Source organism: Adlercreutzia sp. CNCM I-6215 (assembly GCF_977072315.1).
Window position 1 is genome coordinate 1 of record NZ_CDRVMA010000009.1, and the last position, 15973, is coordinate 15973.

Annotated in this window: 11 protein-coding genes and 1 pseudogene; 7 read left to right on the plus strand and 5 right to left on the minus strand. The window is 62.1% G+C overall.

Annotation, left to right across the window (positions count from 1 at the left end):
* Nucleotides 1-359: 359 nt before the first annotated feature.
* Complete coding sequence (locus ACW4LP_RS07885) at nt 360-1691, plus strand: response regulator transcription factor (protein WP_418379993.1); 1332 nt, start codon at nt 360-362, stop codon at nt 1689-1691.
* A 229-nt stretch (nt 1692-1920) separates the two neighbouring features.
* Here the strand turns inward: ACW4LP_RS07885 and ACW4LP_RS07890 are convergent, their stop codons facing one another.
* From ACW4LP_RS07890 to ACW4LP_RS07900, 3 genes are read right to left on the minus strand one after another with little or no spacing between them, the layout of a single operon-like run.
* Nucleotides 1921-2622: an ABC-2 transporter permease gene (locus ACW4LP_RS07890; RefSeq protein WP_418379994.1), complete on the minus strand. Its 702-nt coding sequence runs from the start codon at nt 2620-2622 to the stop codon at nt 1921-1923.
* Entirely contained in the window at nt 2619-3503 is an 885-nt protein-coding gene (locus ACW4LP_RS07895) for an ABC transporter ATP-binding protein (protein WP_418379995.1), read from the minus strand. The genes ACW4LP_RS07890 and ACW4LP_RS07895 overlap by 4 nt, the downstream gene beginning before the upstream one ends.
* Nucleotides 3504-3516: 13 nt before the next feature.
* On the minus strand, nt 3517-3891 hold the full coding sequence (locus ACW4LP_RS07900; RefSeq protein ID WP_114539498.1) for a GntR family transcriptional regulator: 375 nt from the start codon (nt 3889-3891) through the stop codon (nt 3517-3519).
* A gap of 461 nt (nt 3892-4352) precedes the next feature.
* Here ACW4LP_RS07900 and ACW4LP_RS07905 point away from each other — a divergent pair, with 461 nt between their 5' ends.
* The 3 genes from ACW4LP_RS07905 (at nt 4353) to ACW4LP_RS07915 (ending at nt 9428) form a co-directional block, all read left to right on the plus strand.
* A complete protein-coding gene (locus ACW4LP_RS07905; RefSeq protein ID WP_418379996.1) occupies nt 4353-5849 on the plus strand; it encodes an ATP-binding cassette domain-containing protein in 1497 nt (498 codons plus the stop codon).
* A 249-nt stretch (nt 5850-6098) separates the two neighbouring features.
* Entirely contained in the window at nt 6099-7376 is a 1278-nt protein-coding gene (locus ACW4LP_RS07910) for a 4Fe-4S binding protein (protein WP_455803699.1), read from the plus strand.
* A gap of 192 nt (nt 7377-7568) precedes the next feature.
* Nucleotides 7569-9428, plus strand: a complete 1860-nt coding sequence (locus ACW4LP_RS07915) for an FAD-dependent oxidoreductase (RefSeq protein WP_022740725.1) — start codon at nt 7569-7571, stop codon at nt 9426-9428.
* Nucleotides 9429-9540: 112 nt separating this feature from the next.
* On the opposite strand, the gene ACW4LP_RS07920 is transcribed toward ACW4LP_RS07915, so the two are convergent.
* Entirely contained in the window at nt 9541-10266 is a 726-nt protein-coding gene (locus tag ACW4LP_RS07920; protein ID WP_418379997.1) for a LysR substrate-binding domain-containing protein, read from the minus strand.
* A 90-nt stretch (nt 10267-10356) separates the two neighbouring features.
* Nucleotides 10357-10485 (minus strand): annotated as a pseudogene (locus ACW4LP_RS07925) (helix-turn-helix domain-containing protein); the annotation flags it as partial.
* Nucleotides 10486-10730: 245 nt separating this feature from the next.
* On the opposite strand from ACW4LP_RS07925, the gene ACW4LP_RS07930 reads away from it, so the two are divergent.
* The 3 genes from ACW4LP_RS07930 to ACW4LP_RS07940 are packed head-to-tail and all read left to right on the plus strand — an operon-like array spanning nt 10731 to nt 15169.
* Nucleotides 10731-13619 carry a molybdopterin-containing oxidoreductase family protein gene (locus tag ACW4LP_RS07930; protein ID WP_418379998.1) on the plus strand — a complete coding sequence of 963 codons (2889 nt, stop codon included), beginning with the start codon at nt 10731-10733 and terminating at the stop codon, nt 13617-13619.
* A gap of 3 nt (nt 13620-13622) precedes the next feature.
* Nucleotides 13623-14285: a 4Fe-4S dicluster domain-containing protein gene (locus ACW4LP_RS07935; RefSeq protein ID WP_302404736.1), complete on the plus strand. Its 663-nt coding sequence runs from the start codon at nt 13623-13625 to the stop codon at nt 14283-14285.
* Nucleotides 14285-15169, plus strand: coding sequence for a dimethyl sulfoxide reductase anchor subunit family protein (locus tag ACW4LP_RS07940; RefSeq protein WP_302404735.1), 885 nt, complete (start codon nt 14285-14287; stop codon nt 15167-15169). The genes ACW4LP_RS07935 and ACW4LP_RS07940 overlap by 1 nt, the downstream gene beginning before the upstream one ends.
* The last annotated feature ends 804 nt before the right edge of the window (nt 15170-15973 follow it).

The window sequence follows — 15973 nt, forward strand, 5'->3', positions numbered from 1 at the left end:
CCTCCTCTCCGGTGCTTTCTCGACAATCGCATCGTAGCGGGAGGCCCCTTTCCGCGTGTACCGAAAGTGGGTCTATGTCAATGGTGGTTTAACAGCGGGACTTCGAATGTGTATACTTCAAAACAGCTGTTTTAGCTTTTCCCGAAAATCGAAGACTTGAGGCTTGTCGTTATCGCGCCATGGATCTCCTTCCAGCGCGAACGGCAAAACATCAGACCGCTGTACTTGGCTCAAGAGAGAGGATAAGATTGTTGGCCTTCTCGAGAGATTCAATAACAAGCCGCCTCCCAAGCCGCGAAGTCATATGGGCGCTCGCGGCACTGTCTCTTCTTGGGGCGACAAGCATCCTGCAAAGCCCTATGGAGATTGGCAATGATTTTTTTCAAGGAGCTTCGCTGAGCCTAACTCGCGCCGTCTGCTCGATTCTGCTTCCGCTGTACATCCTCTTTGCTGGAATTAATCTCAGGAGGCTGTTTCTTTTTTGGTGCGCTTCGACGCTCGTATTTCTCATGTCGCCCATTCTCGGTCTTCTGTCCGATGCCTTCGCTTACGTAGGCGTTTACTATCTTTCGTTTGGTTTTGCTACTACGGTAAGCACCGTCTTTGTCGGAGCCATTGCCTCGAAACTTGAATGGAACCAGCTCAAATACATTGTCCCCGCATCCCAAACGATCGCCTACTTTATATCGTGCGCTTTCTTTTCCGTAGACGCAGGAGGCACGAAGGCGTCGGCGCTCTGCATCTTCGCGGCTCTCGTCCTTATCACGCTCATAAGATTTGCCAACAGGTCTACTTTCAATCTTTCCGACGAGGCTTTCCCCCGAAGAGCATTCGGAGCGAACGGAAGCGCCAATCGGAACGTCCTGCCGTTGCTGATCGTGGCGATAGGAGGGACGGCACTCGCCCCCAGCCTATTCGGAGTGTTCGAGCTTGTGTCTTGGGATGTTCCGGAGCTTTTCGTATATCGAGAAGCAGCCTCTTTCGTAGGGAACATCGCCGCGCCACTTCTATTCGTTTGCGCGTACATGTTCGGGAAGGAAATTGGAGTAGACGCCTCGTTCTTTTTCGTCGCATTTGCTTCTTTCGTTCTCGTAGTTTCTTCCGCTATCAACTCTGAGCTCACCTTCCTCCCCGTACTCTTCTCAAGGGTTTTGACTATATTTTTCCATGTTGCATGCTGGCTGTTTTGCTTCAAAGCAGCCAAGAGCGAGCAGACGCCCCTTTCAGCCGGTTTGTTGATGGGATTGACTGATGCCGTATCCTGGATGGGAAGGCTATTGGGAAATGCAACTGTCGTCATCGTCCAGCGAAGCGCTAACGAAGCGCTTTCGCATGGACAAATCGCGCTTTGCGCAATGACGGTGCTTGCCGCCGTAATCCTTATCACGCTCTTCGCTACCTACATGACATATAGGAAGATTTTCAAATCCAGCTTCACTCATGCCTCCGAAGAGGTGACGTTCAATAAGAGAGTTGATGAAATTGTTGAAATCTACGGCCTATCGGAGCGCGAAGCCCAGATTCTTCGTGAATACGTTAGCGGAAGAAGCGCCCCATACATTGCCTCCGCTTTATTTCTTTCTACCAGCACGGTGAAAAATCATATCAGTCGCATTTACTCCAAAACGGGCGTTAACGGCAGGCAGCGTCTCATTGATTTAGTAAAAGGCGGAGCGAACGAACTGGATTGATGCGAAAAAATAACCTTTCAAACTACAATTGCCACACGACTCATAGAAACCAGGGACTTGCGAGTGGACAAGGAGGCAGCAAGTTCATTGGAGTGGCCGCCTAGGCCGTCCGGAAAAACGTTCGCACCCCCACGATCGCACTTTTCTCTGCACGACGCCCCGAAAAAGGGGGCTAGGACTCGCACAATCGCACTTTTTTGCGCACGGAAGGCGCCTCGGGCTTCTGAGGCTAGAACTCGCGCTTCTCGTAGAGCTTGGCGGCGACGAAGGCGCTGGCCACGTAGATGAGGGCGACGACGACCGCCAGGGCGGCGGCGAGGAAGAGGTAGTTGTTGCCGGTGTCGAGCCACTGCACGAGGTCGGCGAGGACGCCGGTGAGCTGGACGCCGTTGCCGAAGAAGGCGACAGCGAAGGCGACGATGAGAACCACGATAATAGGAACGATGCGGGCGGCCTTCGTCATTCCGAAGCGCGTGATGACGGGCATCGCCACTGCCATGGCGATGGCGACGACGGACACGCCGCCTACGGTGGATCCTACGATCATTTCAGGAGTGTTTTCAGACGGCGAGAGGCTCTCGGGCAGCCACTCCGCCGGCAGGAGCCCCGCCAGGGCCGCAATTCCCAGGCCCAGCACGAGAGCCAAGGCTAGGGATCCCACCGTGAGAAGGGCGATGGAGGCGTAGCGTCCGAACACCACTTGGCGGCGAGTGAGGGGCAACGTGAGGCGGAAGCGCTCCCAGTTGTTCTGCTCGTCATAGGCGGCGAGGCTGAACAGGCCCGTGAAGGGAATCATGGCGGCGATGGCGGCTGCTGTGTCCACCGCGCCCATGACGTACCCCATGAACAAGGCTATGACCAAGCAGATGCCCAGCAGTTGCAGAAGAGCACTCCGCAGAACGGCGAAGTCGGAAACGATTATGGCTTTCATCGTGATTCTCCCTTCAAGGTGAGGGTCATGTAGTCTTCGATGGTGGCCTTGTCCACCGGAATGTCGGGGAAGGCGCGGGCGAAGGCGAAGCGATCGGGGGCGAGCACGTCGCAGCCGTAGTCGTGGCGCAGGATGCGGGCCTCGCCGGGGGCAAAGAAGCCGGCGTCCATGATTGCGGTCACATCGGCGGCGCGGCAGCGGGCCACGCCGGCCTCGTCGGTGATGGCGTCTTTGGGGGCCGTAAACACGATGCGTCCGGCATCGACGCAGACGACCTCGTCGGCGATCTTCTCCAAATCGGAGGTGATGTGGGTGGACATGAGGATGCCACGGTCGCCCTCGGCCATGAAGTCGCGCAGCAGGTCGAGCACCTCGTCGCGGGCGATGGGGTCGAGCCCGGCGGTGGCCTCGTCCAGTACGAGCAGCTCCGGGTTGTGGGAGAGCGCGAAGGCCAGCGTCAGCTTCATGCCCATGCCGCGGGAGAGCTCGCTCACCTTCTTTTTGGGGGTCAGGTTGAAGCGGTCGCACAGCGCGGCGAACTGGGCGGCGTCCCATTCGCGGTAGGCTGCCCGCCCGATAGCGCCCACATCGCACACGCGGCAGGTGTCGGGAAAGGCGCAGGTGTCCAGCACGATGCCGATGCGGGATTTGATGGCGTCCAGCGCCGCGCTGCCGCAGGTAACGGGCTCCCCGAACAGGCGCACGGTGCCTGCGTCTGCGGCGATGATGCCAAGGGTCGCCTTAATGGTGGTGGTCTTGCCGGCGCCGTTCGATCCGATGAAGCCGACGACGCAGCCCGGTTCCACGGCCAGGCTCACGCCGGAAAGCTCGAAGTCGTCGTAGCGCTTGCCCAGGTTGTCTATTTCCATGAGGTAAGTCATGTTCGCTCCTCGTTCAGTTTTCTTCCAGCAGCACATCCAGCATGGCGTGCAGATCGGCGGCTTCTATACCAGCGTTTTCCGCTTCGGCCACGGCGCGGGCGAGGTGTCCCTCCACCTGGCGCAGCCGCTCTTCGCGCAGAAGCTCCAGGTTTCCTCCGGCGACGAAGGAACCCTTGCCCTGCACGGTGTCGATAAAGCCGGCCTCTTCCAGCTCCGCGTAGGCCCGCTTGGTGGTGATGACGCTGATGCGCAAATCGTTCGCCAGGGCGCGGATGGAGGGAAGGGGGTCGCCCTCGGCTAGCTCGCCGGCCATGATGGCGGCTTTGATCTGGCGCGTGATCTGCTCGTAGATGGGCTCGCTGCTTCCGTTTGAGATGATGATGTCCAAGGTGCCTCTTTCGCAGACGGCGTATCGCAAGCCCCGGCAGCGCTCGTCCTTGGGACGATCGTCGAAGGTGCGGCGATGTGCCGTCCTGGTTTCGGCTCTCGCCGCCCCGGCGTCCCGGGCACGGCGAGAGCGTGAATAGTGTATATACCCTACATACACAGTATATACACACCTATACACAGCCGTCAAGAGGAAATCTCGCCGCGGCATTTCGAACCCTGCGCATTGCCGCATGCTTCCACCTTGACAAAGCGGTGCGCCCTCGCCAAAATAGGGGCACTGTTCCGCCGGAGCCTTTGGCAAGCGCCGGCACGAGAGAGGATTCGGCGCATGAAGAACTAACGATGCCCCTTTGGGCGCCCCTTATCGGTATGACTCTACGGCCATGCTCGCGGGTGCCGCATCGTTAGCTCTGTCTTTTCCTGCGCGCCAGCGCATGGCCTCCTTGCAAGGAGGTTCTCATGCAACTATCACTTCAGCATCTTGCCTACGCCTATCCTTCGTGCGTCGATCCCGTGTTGCGCGACGTGTCGGCCACGCTGCCCTGGGGCTGGACGGGGCTGGTGGACGACAACGGATGCGGCAAATCGACCTTCGCGCGCATTGCATGCGGGCGGCTTACTCCCGATAGGGGCACGGTGGCGCCGCACCTGTTCAGCGTCTACTGCGAGCAGGACGCGAGTGCGGAACCGGACGCGCTCTATGATTTCGCGGCCGCCTACGACCGCGACGCCGTGGCCCTTCGCCGTGATTTAGGCGTGGAAGACGATTGGCCGTGGCGCTACGACACCTTGTCCTGCGGCCAGCAAAAGCGGCTGCAAGTGGCTTGCGCGCTCTGGCAGCGTCCCGATTTGCTTGTTATGGACGAGCCCACCAACCACGTTGATGCCCCGACCCGTGAGGCAATCACGGCGGCTCTCGCGCGTTTCAAGGGCGTGGGCCTGCTGATTTCCCACGATCGCGCCCTGCTCGATGCCCTTTGCGTGCAGTGCCTGTTCATGGCAGAGGGTCGTCTGACGGCGCGGCCCGGCGGCTACAGCCAAGGGCGCGATCAGGAGGAACTCGAACGGGGAACGGCCCTTCGCCAGCGCGAACGGGCGAGGCGCGAGAAAAAACGTCTCGCAGGGGAGGCCCAGCGCCGTCGGGAGGAGGCCTCGCGCGCGGCCGGCATGCGCAGCTGTCGCAACCTCGATCCGAAGGATCATAGCGGGAAAGAGCGCGTCAAGCTGGCCGTCTACACGGGAAAGGATGGCGTGGCCGGCAAGCTCAGCTCCCGTATGGAGAGCCGCCTCTCTCGTGTCGAGGAGACGCTGGCGCGGGTGAAGGTGGAAAAGCGCTACGACGGCGATTTGTGGATGCGCGCCGAGCCGAGTGCGCGTAAGGTTCTTTACCGTCAGCCGGAAATGACGCTGGCTCTGGGGGAGCGTCAGCTTCTCGTGCCTCCGCTTTCCATCGGGAACACCGATCACATCGCCCTGACCGGCCCCAACGGTGCCGGGAAGACCACGTTGGTGAGTGAGGTGGCACGGCGGATCGACCCGACCGCGCGGGTGCTCGTCATCCCGCAGGAGCCCACCGCCGAGCAGTGCCGCGACGCGCTTTCTCGATTGGCCTCCCTCGATTCGCGCAGTCGGGGGCGGGTGCTGGCGGTGGCCGCGGCGCTCAATTCCGATCCCGATCGCTTGGTGGAAGGCGAGCGAACGAGCCCGGGCGAGATGCGCAAGCTCATGCTCGGCCTCGGGATACTCGATGAACCGGAGCTCATCATCATGGACGAACCTTCCAACTACCTGGATCTCCATTCCGTCGAGGCCTTGGAGCGCCTTCTGGCCGCCTTCCCCGGCGCCTTGCTGCTCGTGTCCCACGACGCCGCCCTGCTTGAGGCGACGACGTCGGTGTGCTGGGAGATTTCCGAATCGTCTCCGGCGACGTCGGTCCTGACAGTGGGCTGGCGGTAGGATGCGAGAGCCGCAGGAAGCCGCTTTGCCTTGCCGACTTTGCGCCGCCTTCCCGTTGACAGAGCGGGGTGTTTTCGCCATACTGAGCAGTGGGTTTGGGGACGATGATTTGTGGAAGGAACCACCATGACCGCAACGATTCGGCCCTCTTTGATCTTTGACATGGATATCGAGGCGCCAGGCGGATCGGCTGTGCAAGGCCGGCCGTATTTTGTTGCGCCATGCAGCGGTTAGCGGGAGAGGATATCCATGGACAACATTCTGGGACTTTTCGAGAAGCTTGAGAGCCAGTCGCTGGCCGTGCAACCGAGCCGGTGCGTAGTGGTGCGCAATCGCAACGCTTCCTGCCGTCGCTGCGCCGAGGCGTGTCCTACGGGTGCCATTCTCGTGGAAGGCAACGACTTGGTCGTGGCCCCCGAGCGCTGCGTCGGTTGCGGCACCTGCGCTACCGTGTGTCCGACGGCGGCGCTGGAGTCGAAGAAGCCCGACGACAAGGAGCTTCTGCGCGCGGCTGTGGCGGCCATGCAGGCCAACGACGGCGCGGCGGTCATCATGGACGCGGCCATGCAGGCGGCGGCCGAGGGCAAGTACGACCCGGCGAAGGTGGTCGTGGTGAAGAGCCTGGGTCGGGTGGACGAGAGCCTCATCGCCGTGCTCGCTGCGGGCGGCGCGACGTCTGTCGCGCTGGTGGCCGGGCCTGCGGAAGGCTCGGTCGCAGGTGCCGGCTCCGGCGAAGGGACGACGGCAGAGGGTAATGCCGAGGCCACGGAGGCCGTGGAGATTGCCGAGACGGTGGGCGCTCCGCCTGACCGCGCGGCTCAACTGGTGCGCGACACCGCCGCGCTGCTGCTGGAGACCTGGGGGAGCGACGTGTCGGTGAAGCTCACGAGCAAGTTGCCTCGTTCGGTGCGCCGAACGGAGCCCGCGGAGTTCGACACGGGCCGCCGCGGGTTCTTCTCGTCGGTGCGCGACGAGGCCCGCGCTGCGGCCGCCATCACCGCAGAGCACGTGGTGCGCGAGAAGCTGGGCGCCGAAGAGCCGGAAGAGCCCAAGTTCGCGAAAGTGGCCGAGGACGGCACGCTCCCCCACTTTTTGCCGGAGCGCCGCGGGCGGCTGCTTCTGGCTCTCAGCAATTTGGGTAGCCCGGAAGATGTCATGATCGACACGCGCTTGTTCGGCCACGTCATCATCGACGGCGAGAAGTGCGCCTCCTGCCAGATGTGCGCCACGTTCTGCCCCACCGAGGCCATCCGCAAGTTCGGCGACGCCACCACCGCCGCCGAGACCGGCAAGCCCTTCGGCATTGACCACTACACGGGCCGCTGCGTGCAGTGCCATTGCTGCGAGGACATCTGCCCCACGGGCGCGCTGACCCTCTCGACCGACGTGTTCGCTACGGACGTGACCAAGCGCGGCCGCTCGGAGCGCATTCCCATGAAGCCCCGCAAGCGCAAGGTGAACGACCCGAAGTCCATCGTGAACGCCATGAGCGACCTCCTCGGCGTCCCCAACGTCTACGAACGGTAGAGAAGCAAAGAACCGAGTCGCTGGCCCGTTGATTCCGATTCGTGGGCGGTGATTGCTGCAAGCGGTGATCTGGCCAAAAGCGAATCAGCGCTCCCGAAGCGAAAGAGGCGTAACCGAAGCATCCCTTTAAGATCGTTTTATCGCCCGAGGAAAGGCCGAGGGCAAAGAAGGACGATTTGAAAGGGAATTGCGATGAAAAACGATGTTTCTCGAAGGAGCTTCCTCAAAGGAGCGGGATTGGCTGCGGCGGCTACGGCTGCTGTCGGCATCAGCGGTTGCGCACCGACTTCGCCGACGGAGGCGAAAGACGACGCTTTGGCCTCGACAGTCGGGGGCGGAGCATCGAAAACCATCGAGCTGAACGGCCAGACGCTGCCGGCCTCCATGGCCAAGCCCGATCCCGTTCCCGAGGACGAGATTGCCTCGACGATCGATTGTGACGTGCTGGTCATCGGCGCCGGCATCTCTGGTTGCCCCGCCGCGGCCATCGCGGCCGACAAGGGAGCGAAGGTGATCTGCGTCGAGAAGGGGTCGGCGCCCTGCGCCACGCGTCCGACTGGTATGTCGTGGTTCGGCACGAAGAAGCTCAAGGAGCTGGGCGTGCTGTGCACCGAGGAGGAGAAGGCCGTCATCGTCAAGGATATCTTCGGTGGAGCCAACGCCACATCGAAGCAGGATATCGTGAGGCTGTGGCTGGACGAATCCGGTGAGGCGGGCGACTACCTCACCGACATCATCGAGGCCTCTGGCATCCCCGTGCGCGTGGGCGGCTACTACGGCTACTACAAGCACTTCGACACCGTGGCTGAGAGCGCCGAGGACATGAAGAAGACGGGCGGCATCTACAGCGACTCCTATTGGAACATGTACGCCCTGCAGCACCAGGTGGGCGAGAATGAGGCGCCGGGCGTGTGCCTGTGGGGGCGCCCCGACCTCTCGGATGCCGATTGGCTCACGCCCGTCTACCAGCACGCCGTCGACGCCGGCGCCGAGTTTCTATTCAACACCACGGCCGAGCAACTCGAGCGCGAGGAGGGCTGGGAGGACGACCCGGCCAAGCGCGTGACCGGTTGCATTGCCAAGGGACCCGACGGCTACGTGCGCATCAACGCGGCCAAGGGCGTCGTCCTCGCCACTGGCGGCTTCGACTGGGACGACGAGATGGTCGGCTACTACTATCCCATCGGGCTGCGCACCTGCCGCACCTGGCAGAAGTGGATGACCGGCGACGGCCACAAGATGGGCGTGTGGGTCGGCGCCAAGATGGAGGATCCGGGTCAGTACGTGTCCCATATGATGGGGACGGTGGCGCCGGCCGCCGTCATGCGCAGCGATGAGCGCATGATGCAGACCGAGTCCCAGGCCTTCATTACCCCGTGGGTGGAATGGGCCCTTCCTTCCAACGCCCTCGCTCCGGTGCTTTACGTGAACCAGAAGGGCGAGCGCTTCATGAACGAGGAGATCGGCTACTTCATGAGCGGACCTACCATCGACAAGCAGCCGGAGGGCCTGTTCTGGGCCTTCTGGGACGGCGACTCCGAGACCAAGGTGAAGCCGCACAAATTCGACCGGCTTGTGGATGGCATCGATACCGACGAGCATTCGGAGATGATGGTGGAGGCGGGCCTTCTCATCAAGGCCGACACCATCGACGAGCTCGTCGAGAAGATGAACGCCCCCGAATGGGACAACGGCAAGTTCGACGGCGAGAAGTTCAAGGAGACGCTCGCCCGCTACAACGAGCTGTGCGCCGTCGGCTCCGACGACGACTTCTACAAGCCCGCGGAGTGGATGACCACCATCGACACGCCGCCGTTCTACGCCGCCGAGATGGGCTCCTCCTGGATGACGACGGTGGGCGGCCTGGAAATCGACACGGCGTTGCACGTGCTCGATGTGAACCGCCAGGCGATCCCCGGCCTGTACGCCGGCGGCAACCCGGCCGGCTGCTTCTACGGCAACATCTACGCGCCGCAGGTGCCCATGAGCCTCTCGGGCCATTCCACGACGCTCTCCTACGTGGCCGCACGCAACTGCGTCGACGGCATCTAGCGCCTCGCCGCCCCGATCCTCCCTCCAGCGGCGAGCAAAAGAGCCCCGGTTCATTCAGAACCGCGGGCTCTTTCTGTCGGATCGAGCGCTCGCCCTGGAGAGTCCTCTCTGGTTACGACGGGTCGAAAGCCTCCCGGTATGTCTGCTCCAACTTGTCGAGAAAGGTGGACAACTCCTGCGAAGGCGCGCCGGCGGGATAGATGGCGGTGAGGGGCAGACGCAAACGCTCGTCCTCGATGGGAATGCGCAAACAGCTGGCGCTTTGCATGGCGGTGGAGAACACGGGAGCGCGTTGGACGAGCAGAACGGCCTCTTCGGGGTTCCAAGTAACGTACTCGTAGGCCGACGAGGCGGGTGCAAGTTTCGTCTTCACGTGGATGGCGGCGCGGGACAGCTGCGCCTCAAGGCTCGACCATGCCGTGGAAAAGCGCGGGCCGATGATGCGGATGATCGTTTGGGCGTTCAGGTCGTCCAGGGTGAGGTGGTCGCGATCGGCAAGGGGGTGGTCGCGCTGCACGATGGCGTCCATGGGGATGCGGAACACCTCACGGCTTTGCAGCTCGGCGTCTTTGGGCAGCTCACCGACGACGTCGGGTGTAGTGAAAATAAGAGCGCAATTGGCCTCGCCGCGACGGAGGATATCGACTTGATCCGATAGGGACACCGACTCGCAGGGAAGAAAGGTCGGCATCTTCGCCATGCCCTCTTCCTGACACAGCTCAATCACCCGTGAAACCAAGGGGAAGTCGATAGGGCTGTCCAGCACGCCGCTGATGGAGAGCGCGGGCGCGTCGTCGCTTTGGGAGAAAAGATTCATAAGGGCCGCATGGGCGCTCATGAGCTCGTTGGCTTGCTCGAGGAAAACCGCGCCCTTCGCGGTGAGCCGCACGGAGGTGCGGTCGCGCTCAAGCAGGCGTACGCCGTGGTAGCGCTCAAGCTCCGCGATGTGCTTGCTGAGCGCCGATTGGGAGACGTGCAGCTGCTCGGCTGCATTGTGGTAGTTGAGTTCGCCTGCCAGCGTGATGAACTCGTTGTAATACTCGATATGAATAGCGATGCCCCCTCGTTCCTTTACATATCTTGCCGATTATAACGCCAGGAGGCGCCGGGCCGGTCTTTCGACTTTATTGCGCCACGCCTTGTTGATTCTATTTGGGAATTACCGTTGCTTCTGCGGAATCAGTGGGCAACGCGGAATCAGTATTCCGAATGCGCCGATCTGACACCTCCGTTTGCTTCCCATACTGGCGTTGTGCCCCTTGAGGACAGGGGAAGAAAAGAGAAAGATAGGAGGAGGCAATCATGAAGACAAGAGCGCTCTCACGTCGTACGTTCATGAAGCTTTCAGCTGCCACCGCTATCGCGACCGGGCTTTCGGCGGGGACGGCGGTTGCCTTTGCTGAGGCGGACGCGGGCACCCAAGGTAGCGACATCAAGCGCATCCGCACCTGCTGTCGCGGCTGTGGCAAGATGGAGTGTGGCGTGTGGGTCACCGTGGAGAACGGCCGCGCCGTGAAAGTGGAGGGCGACACCAGCTGCTTCACTTCAGGCGGCAACTGCTGCGCTAAGTCGCAATCGTCTATCCAAGCGGCTTATCATCCCGACCGCGTGCTGTACCCCTTGAAGCGCACCAACCCCAAGGACGCCGACGATCCGGGCTGGGTACGCATCAGCTGGGACGAGGCCTACGCTACCATGGCCGAGAAGTACGGCGAGATCATGGACAAGTTCGGCGGCGAGGCCATCATGATGATGTCGGGCACGAGCCGTTGCTGGTGCATGGGCGCCTATGGCACGTTTCCAGCGTTGTTCCAGAGTCCCAATCGCGTGACTCCTTATCAGGTGTGCAAGGGCCCGCGCCATTTTGGCACGCTCATGCAGTCGGCCTATGCTTTCAGCTGGCAGGCTACGGTCGACCAGCCCGAAGTGATGGTGCGCTGGGGCAGCGGAACCGAGTTGTCGAACTATGACGACTCGTGCCGCATGACGGTCGATACGGCTATGCACGCCCAGAAGTTCATCACGGTGGATCCGCGTCTGACGAACCTGGGCAAGGAGTCGGACATCTGGCAGCCGCTCTATCCGCAGACCGACGGCGCGCTGGCGCTTTCGTGGATGCACGTCATCATCGAGAAGAACCTCTTCGACGAGCTGTTCGTGAAGAAATGGACCGATGCGCCGTTTTTGGTAGTGGAGGATATGGAACCCTCGCCCGGCCCGATGGGGGCGAAGTTCCGGGCGGGATTCTTCCAGACTATGACGCGCCTTCTGACTGAGTCCGACCTCAAGCCCGACGGCAGCCCCTCAAAGCTAATGTGCTGGGACACCCTGGCAAACCGCCTCACCTACTTCGACGCCGAGACGATGCTGTGGGAGGGCGAAACGTGGTCCATGGAGCAGGGCATGGTGCGCGGCAAGGAGGCCCAGCAGAACAACCTGTTCCCCGGTGTGGCCCAAGGATGGGTGCCCGATCAGACGGGCTTTACCGAGGAGGACGGGTTCGCCGTGGCCATCGACCCGGCCCTGACGGGAAGCTATAAGGTGACTCTTGCCGATGGCAGCGTCCATGAGGTCAAGCCGGTTTGGGAGCACTTCAAGGCCCGCTGCGCCGAGTACGCTCCCGACAAGGCGTCTGTCATCACGCATATTCCCGCCGAGCAGATTGAGGAAGCGGCGGTGACCTACGCCACGCGCCTGCGTCCTGAGACCGGTTACGGCAACGGCGGCATCGGCTACATGCTCGCCATCGAGCACGGTTGCAACGCTATCCAGAATTCCCGCGCGCTCGACGCGCTGGTGGGCATCACGGGCAACTGGGACACCCCCGGTGGCAACCGTGGCGGCACCACGAGCTTCCTGACGCCGGTTCAGGTGAACTTCGCTGGCAACACCAACATGGGCGGTGCGCCCGATCCGGACGAGGCAACGCTGGACAAGCTCGCCGGCATTGATAAGTTCCCTGTTTTGAAGTGGTGGCAGTACTGGGCCGACGCCAACGCCTGCTACGAGCAGATGCAGACGGGCGACCCCTACCCGATCGTGGCCGGCATCGCTCAGTCCGGTGACTTCATGAACATGGGCAACTCCCTGTACAACTGGGAGTCGTTCAAGGACCTCGACTTCTTCGTATGCATCGATTTCTGGCACACGCCGCTTTCCGATCGCGCCGACCTGCTCGTTCCCTGCGCGCATTGGATCGAGGCGAACGCCACGCGTCCCTCGCAGGGTGCTTCGGGCGGTCTCGGCTTGAACGTGCAGTGCGTCGAGCGTCCCGGCGAGGTCGAGTACGACCTGAACTTCAACATCAACTTGTACAAGGCCATGGGCGTGCCCTTCTCGGCCGACCCCGACAATCCGTGGCCTACCGAGGAAGAGTACTGCGACGACTACGTGAAGGGTTCGGGCCTCACCTGGCAGCAGATGGTGGACGAGTTCCAGGAGAACGGTTGGTGGGACTGCAAGGTCTTGCCTGCGGAATGGAAGGGCACCTGGGGCTTCTATCGTCGCTACCAGCTGGGCATGCTGCGTCCCGATATGAAGCCGGGCATGCAAACGCCCACGGGCAAGATGGAGCTGTGGAGCACGGTCATGGAGACGTTCTTCCCCGAGAACCCCGACGACATCCTGCCGAACTACGCCGAGGCGCCGCTTTCCCGCACCGAGCATCCCGAGCTGGAAGAGGAGTACCCGCTCATCTGCAACACTGGCCGCCGCATTCCCGTGTACTTCCATTCCGAGCATCGCCAGCTGCCGTGGTGCCGCGAGCAGTGGCCCGTGCCGCGTATGGAGATTCACCCCGACGATGCCGCGAAGTACGGCATCAAGCAGGGCGACTGGGTGTGGATCGAGAACGAGAACGGCAAGATCCGCCAGGTGGCCGACATTTACGCGGGCATCGAGCCGGGCGTCATCAACTGCGAGCATCAATGGTGGTATCCCGAGCTGAACCAATCGGGTCACGGTTTCGAGCTGTCCGGTGTGAACTGCCTGGTGTCGCGCGATCTGCGCGATCGGCATTGCGGCGCCTCATATTTGCGTTCGTATCCGGTGAAGATCTACAAGGCTACGCCCGAGAACTCGCCGTTCGGCAATCCGTGTCCCTGCGGCAACGACGGCACCGAGATCATTCACGACGCCACCGACCCGCGCCTGAAGGAGTGGGCGAAGCTGAGCTTTGAGGGGGAGGAGTAAGCCATGACCCAATACGCGATCCTCACCGACCTGAACCGCTGCGTGGGCTGCCTCGGCTGCAGCGTGGCGTGCAAGGTCGTCAATGGCGTGGAGATCGGTTCCTTCTGGAACAAAGTCCTGCGCATTGGGCCGTTTCCCGATGGGGAAGGGGCCCAGTTTCCCGACGTGTACACGTACTTTCTGCCGGTGACGTGCCAGCACTGCGAGAACCCCGCCTGCGTGGCGGTGTGTCCCACCGGTGCCTCTCACAAGCTGCCCGACGGCACGGTGCAGATCGACAAGGAGAAGTGCATCGGCTGCCAGTTCTGCGCGATGGCCTGCCCCTACGGCGTGCGCTACCTGAATGAGACCGAGCGCGTGGTGGAGAAGTGCACCCTCTGCGAGCAGAAGATCACCCAGGGCGAGCTGCCCCAGTGCGTGGCCCAGTGCGGTGGCCGTGCCCGCTTCTTCGGTGACTTGGATGCGGGGCTCGACAGCTTTGTCGGTGCCGGCAAGGTGTCCATCGCCGGGGATGCCGGCTACGATGCGGTGAACAGCGAGTTCTGTACCTACGGCGAGATTGCCAAGCCCTACACCGACTCCGATGTGCACCACTTGCCCAACGTGGGCAACGACCCCAGCTTCCTGTACATCCTGCGCAACCACGAATGGAAGGGTGAAGAATAATGGAATTGCAATGGCCCCTTATCTTGTTCACCACCTTTGTGGCCTGGTCGGCAGGACTCTTCGGCGCTCAAGGGCTGGCAGTGCTGGCTGGTGAGGGCAAGCGCGCCCAGCTGCCGGCTCTTATCGGCTCGGTCGCGCTTCTGGCTATCGGCGGCGTTGCGGTGTTCTTCCATCTGGAGCACTGGGAGCGCATCTTCAACGGCTTCGGCAACCCGACTTCCGGCATCACCCAGGAGCTCGTGTGCATTGTGGTCATGGCAGTGCTCATGGTCGTCCTTTTCGTGATGCTGCGGAAGTCGGAGGGAGCGGCCGATGCGGTCGCCGCGCCGAAATGGCTTGCTACGCTGATGGTCATAGCGTCTGCGGTGACGGTGCTCGTCACCGGGCATTCCTACATGATGGAGGCGCGTCCCGCGTGGGACACGGTGCTCGGCCCTCTGTCGCTGCTCGGAGTCGCCTGCGCTCTCGGGCCGGCCACGTTCGCGGTCATCGAGACGGTGCGCGACGAGGCCGTCGGTCGGGGCATTGCACTTGGCGCGGTGGTCGGCGCTGCGGCCAACGCGGTGCTGTCGGTGGCCTATCTGCTGGTCATGGAAGGATCAACGGAAGCCTACACCGAGGTCGGAACCTATTTTGACCCCACGCACCCTACGGCGGGCGTGGTGGACATGGCGGCGCTCTCGCCCTTTGCCGGAGAGTTTGCGGCCATGGCGGTCGTGGCGGCGATATGCGCCATCGCTCCTATCGTAACAGCCGTTCTGGGCAAAAGATCCGGAAACTGGAAGCTGTGGGGCGCCGTGACGGTGGCGTTGGCCGTCGTCGGCGCTGTGGCCCTGCGCATGGCCTTCTACTCCGTGGGCGCCTCCGTGTACTTGTTCTACTAGCCCGACGAGTCCGGCGCCCTTCCCTCCGGGCGCCGGACGCCCCCTCCCCGAGAGCCCTCGCCGGGCCCGGTTCGCTTCCCCAAACCCCCTTGCAAACAGCGAACCGGCCCCCGGCGGGGGCTCTTTTGCGTTCGCGGCGCGGGCCCACGGGGGATCGGGCCGGCGCTTAGCGCCGATGGCGTTCGTCGCGGCCGCTTGGAAGGAGTTCCGTTCCCATCGCGGTGACAAAAGCTGGGCCTCTCGTGCACGTTTCTCGACTTATACAGACATTCGAGGGCGCGGAGCATGCTGGCATGGAGGGAAAGGCGTTCTGTGGCTAACGCCTGACCAGGGGAAATACGACAAGGAATGGACGGCTGCGTTCGGGGCTCTGGTTTTCCCGATTGGAAATGTCTGTATAAGTCCAAAAACCTGCACGAGAAGGCCCTTTTCTGTCACGGAGCCGCGTTTGGGGGGGGGAGGTTTGAGCTGAAGCAAAGCGTTCAAATACTGAGAGATCGACGGTGATCCACGAAATTGTTTGCAGCGATCGACAGGCCTCGATAAAAGCGACGAGCCAGCTCCCACGCCACCGCGGGTACACCGGCTCGACTTCCAACCATCCGCGCAGGATGGCGGCGTTGTTAGATAAACTGTAGCACAATTTGGTTCTCTAGAATCTTGCGTCATCCATTCTGTAAGAAAAACACGACGAGCAAATGAGGAATGAGCCGACAAGGGGATGCGGGGGCAATAAAAGCCCCCGGAGGGGGAGGTTCGCGCTCCCCAGATCCCTTGCAGCGCGAGCCTCCCCTGACGGGGGCT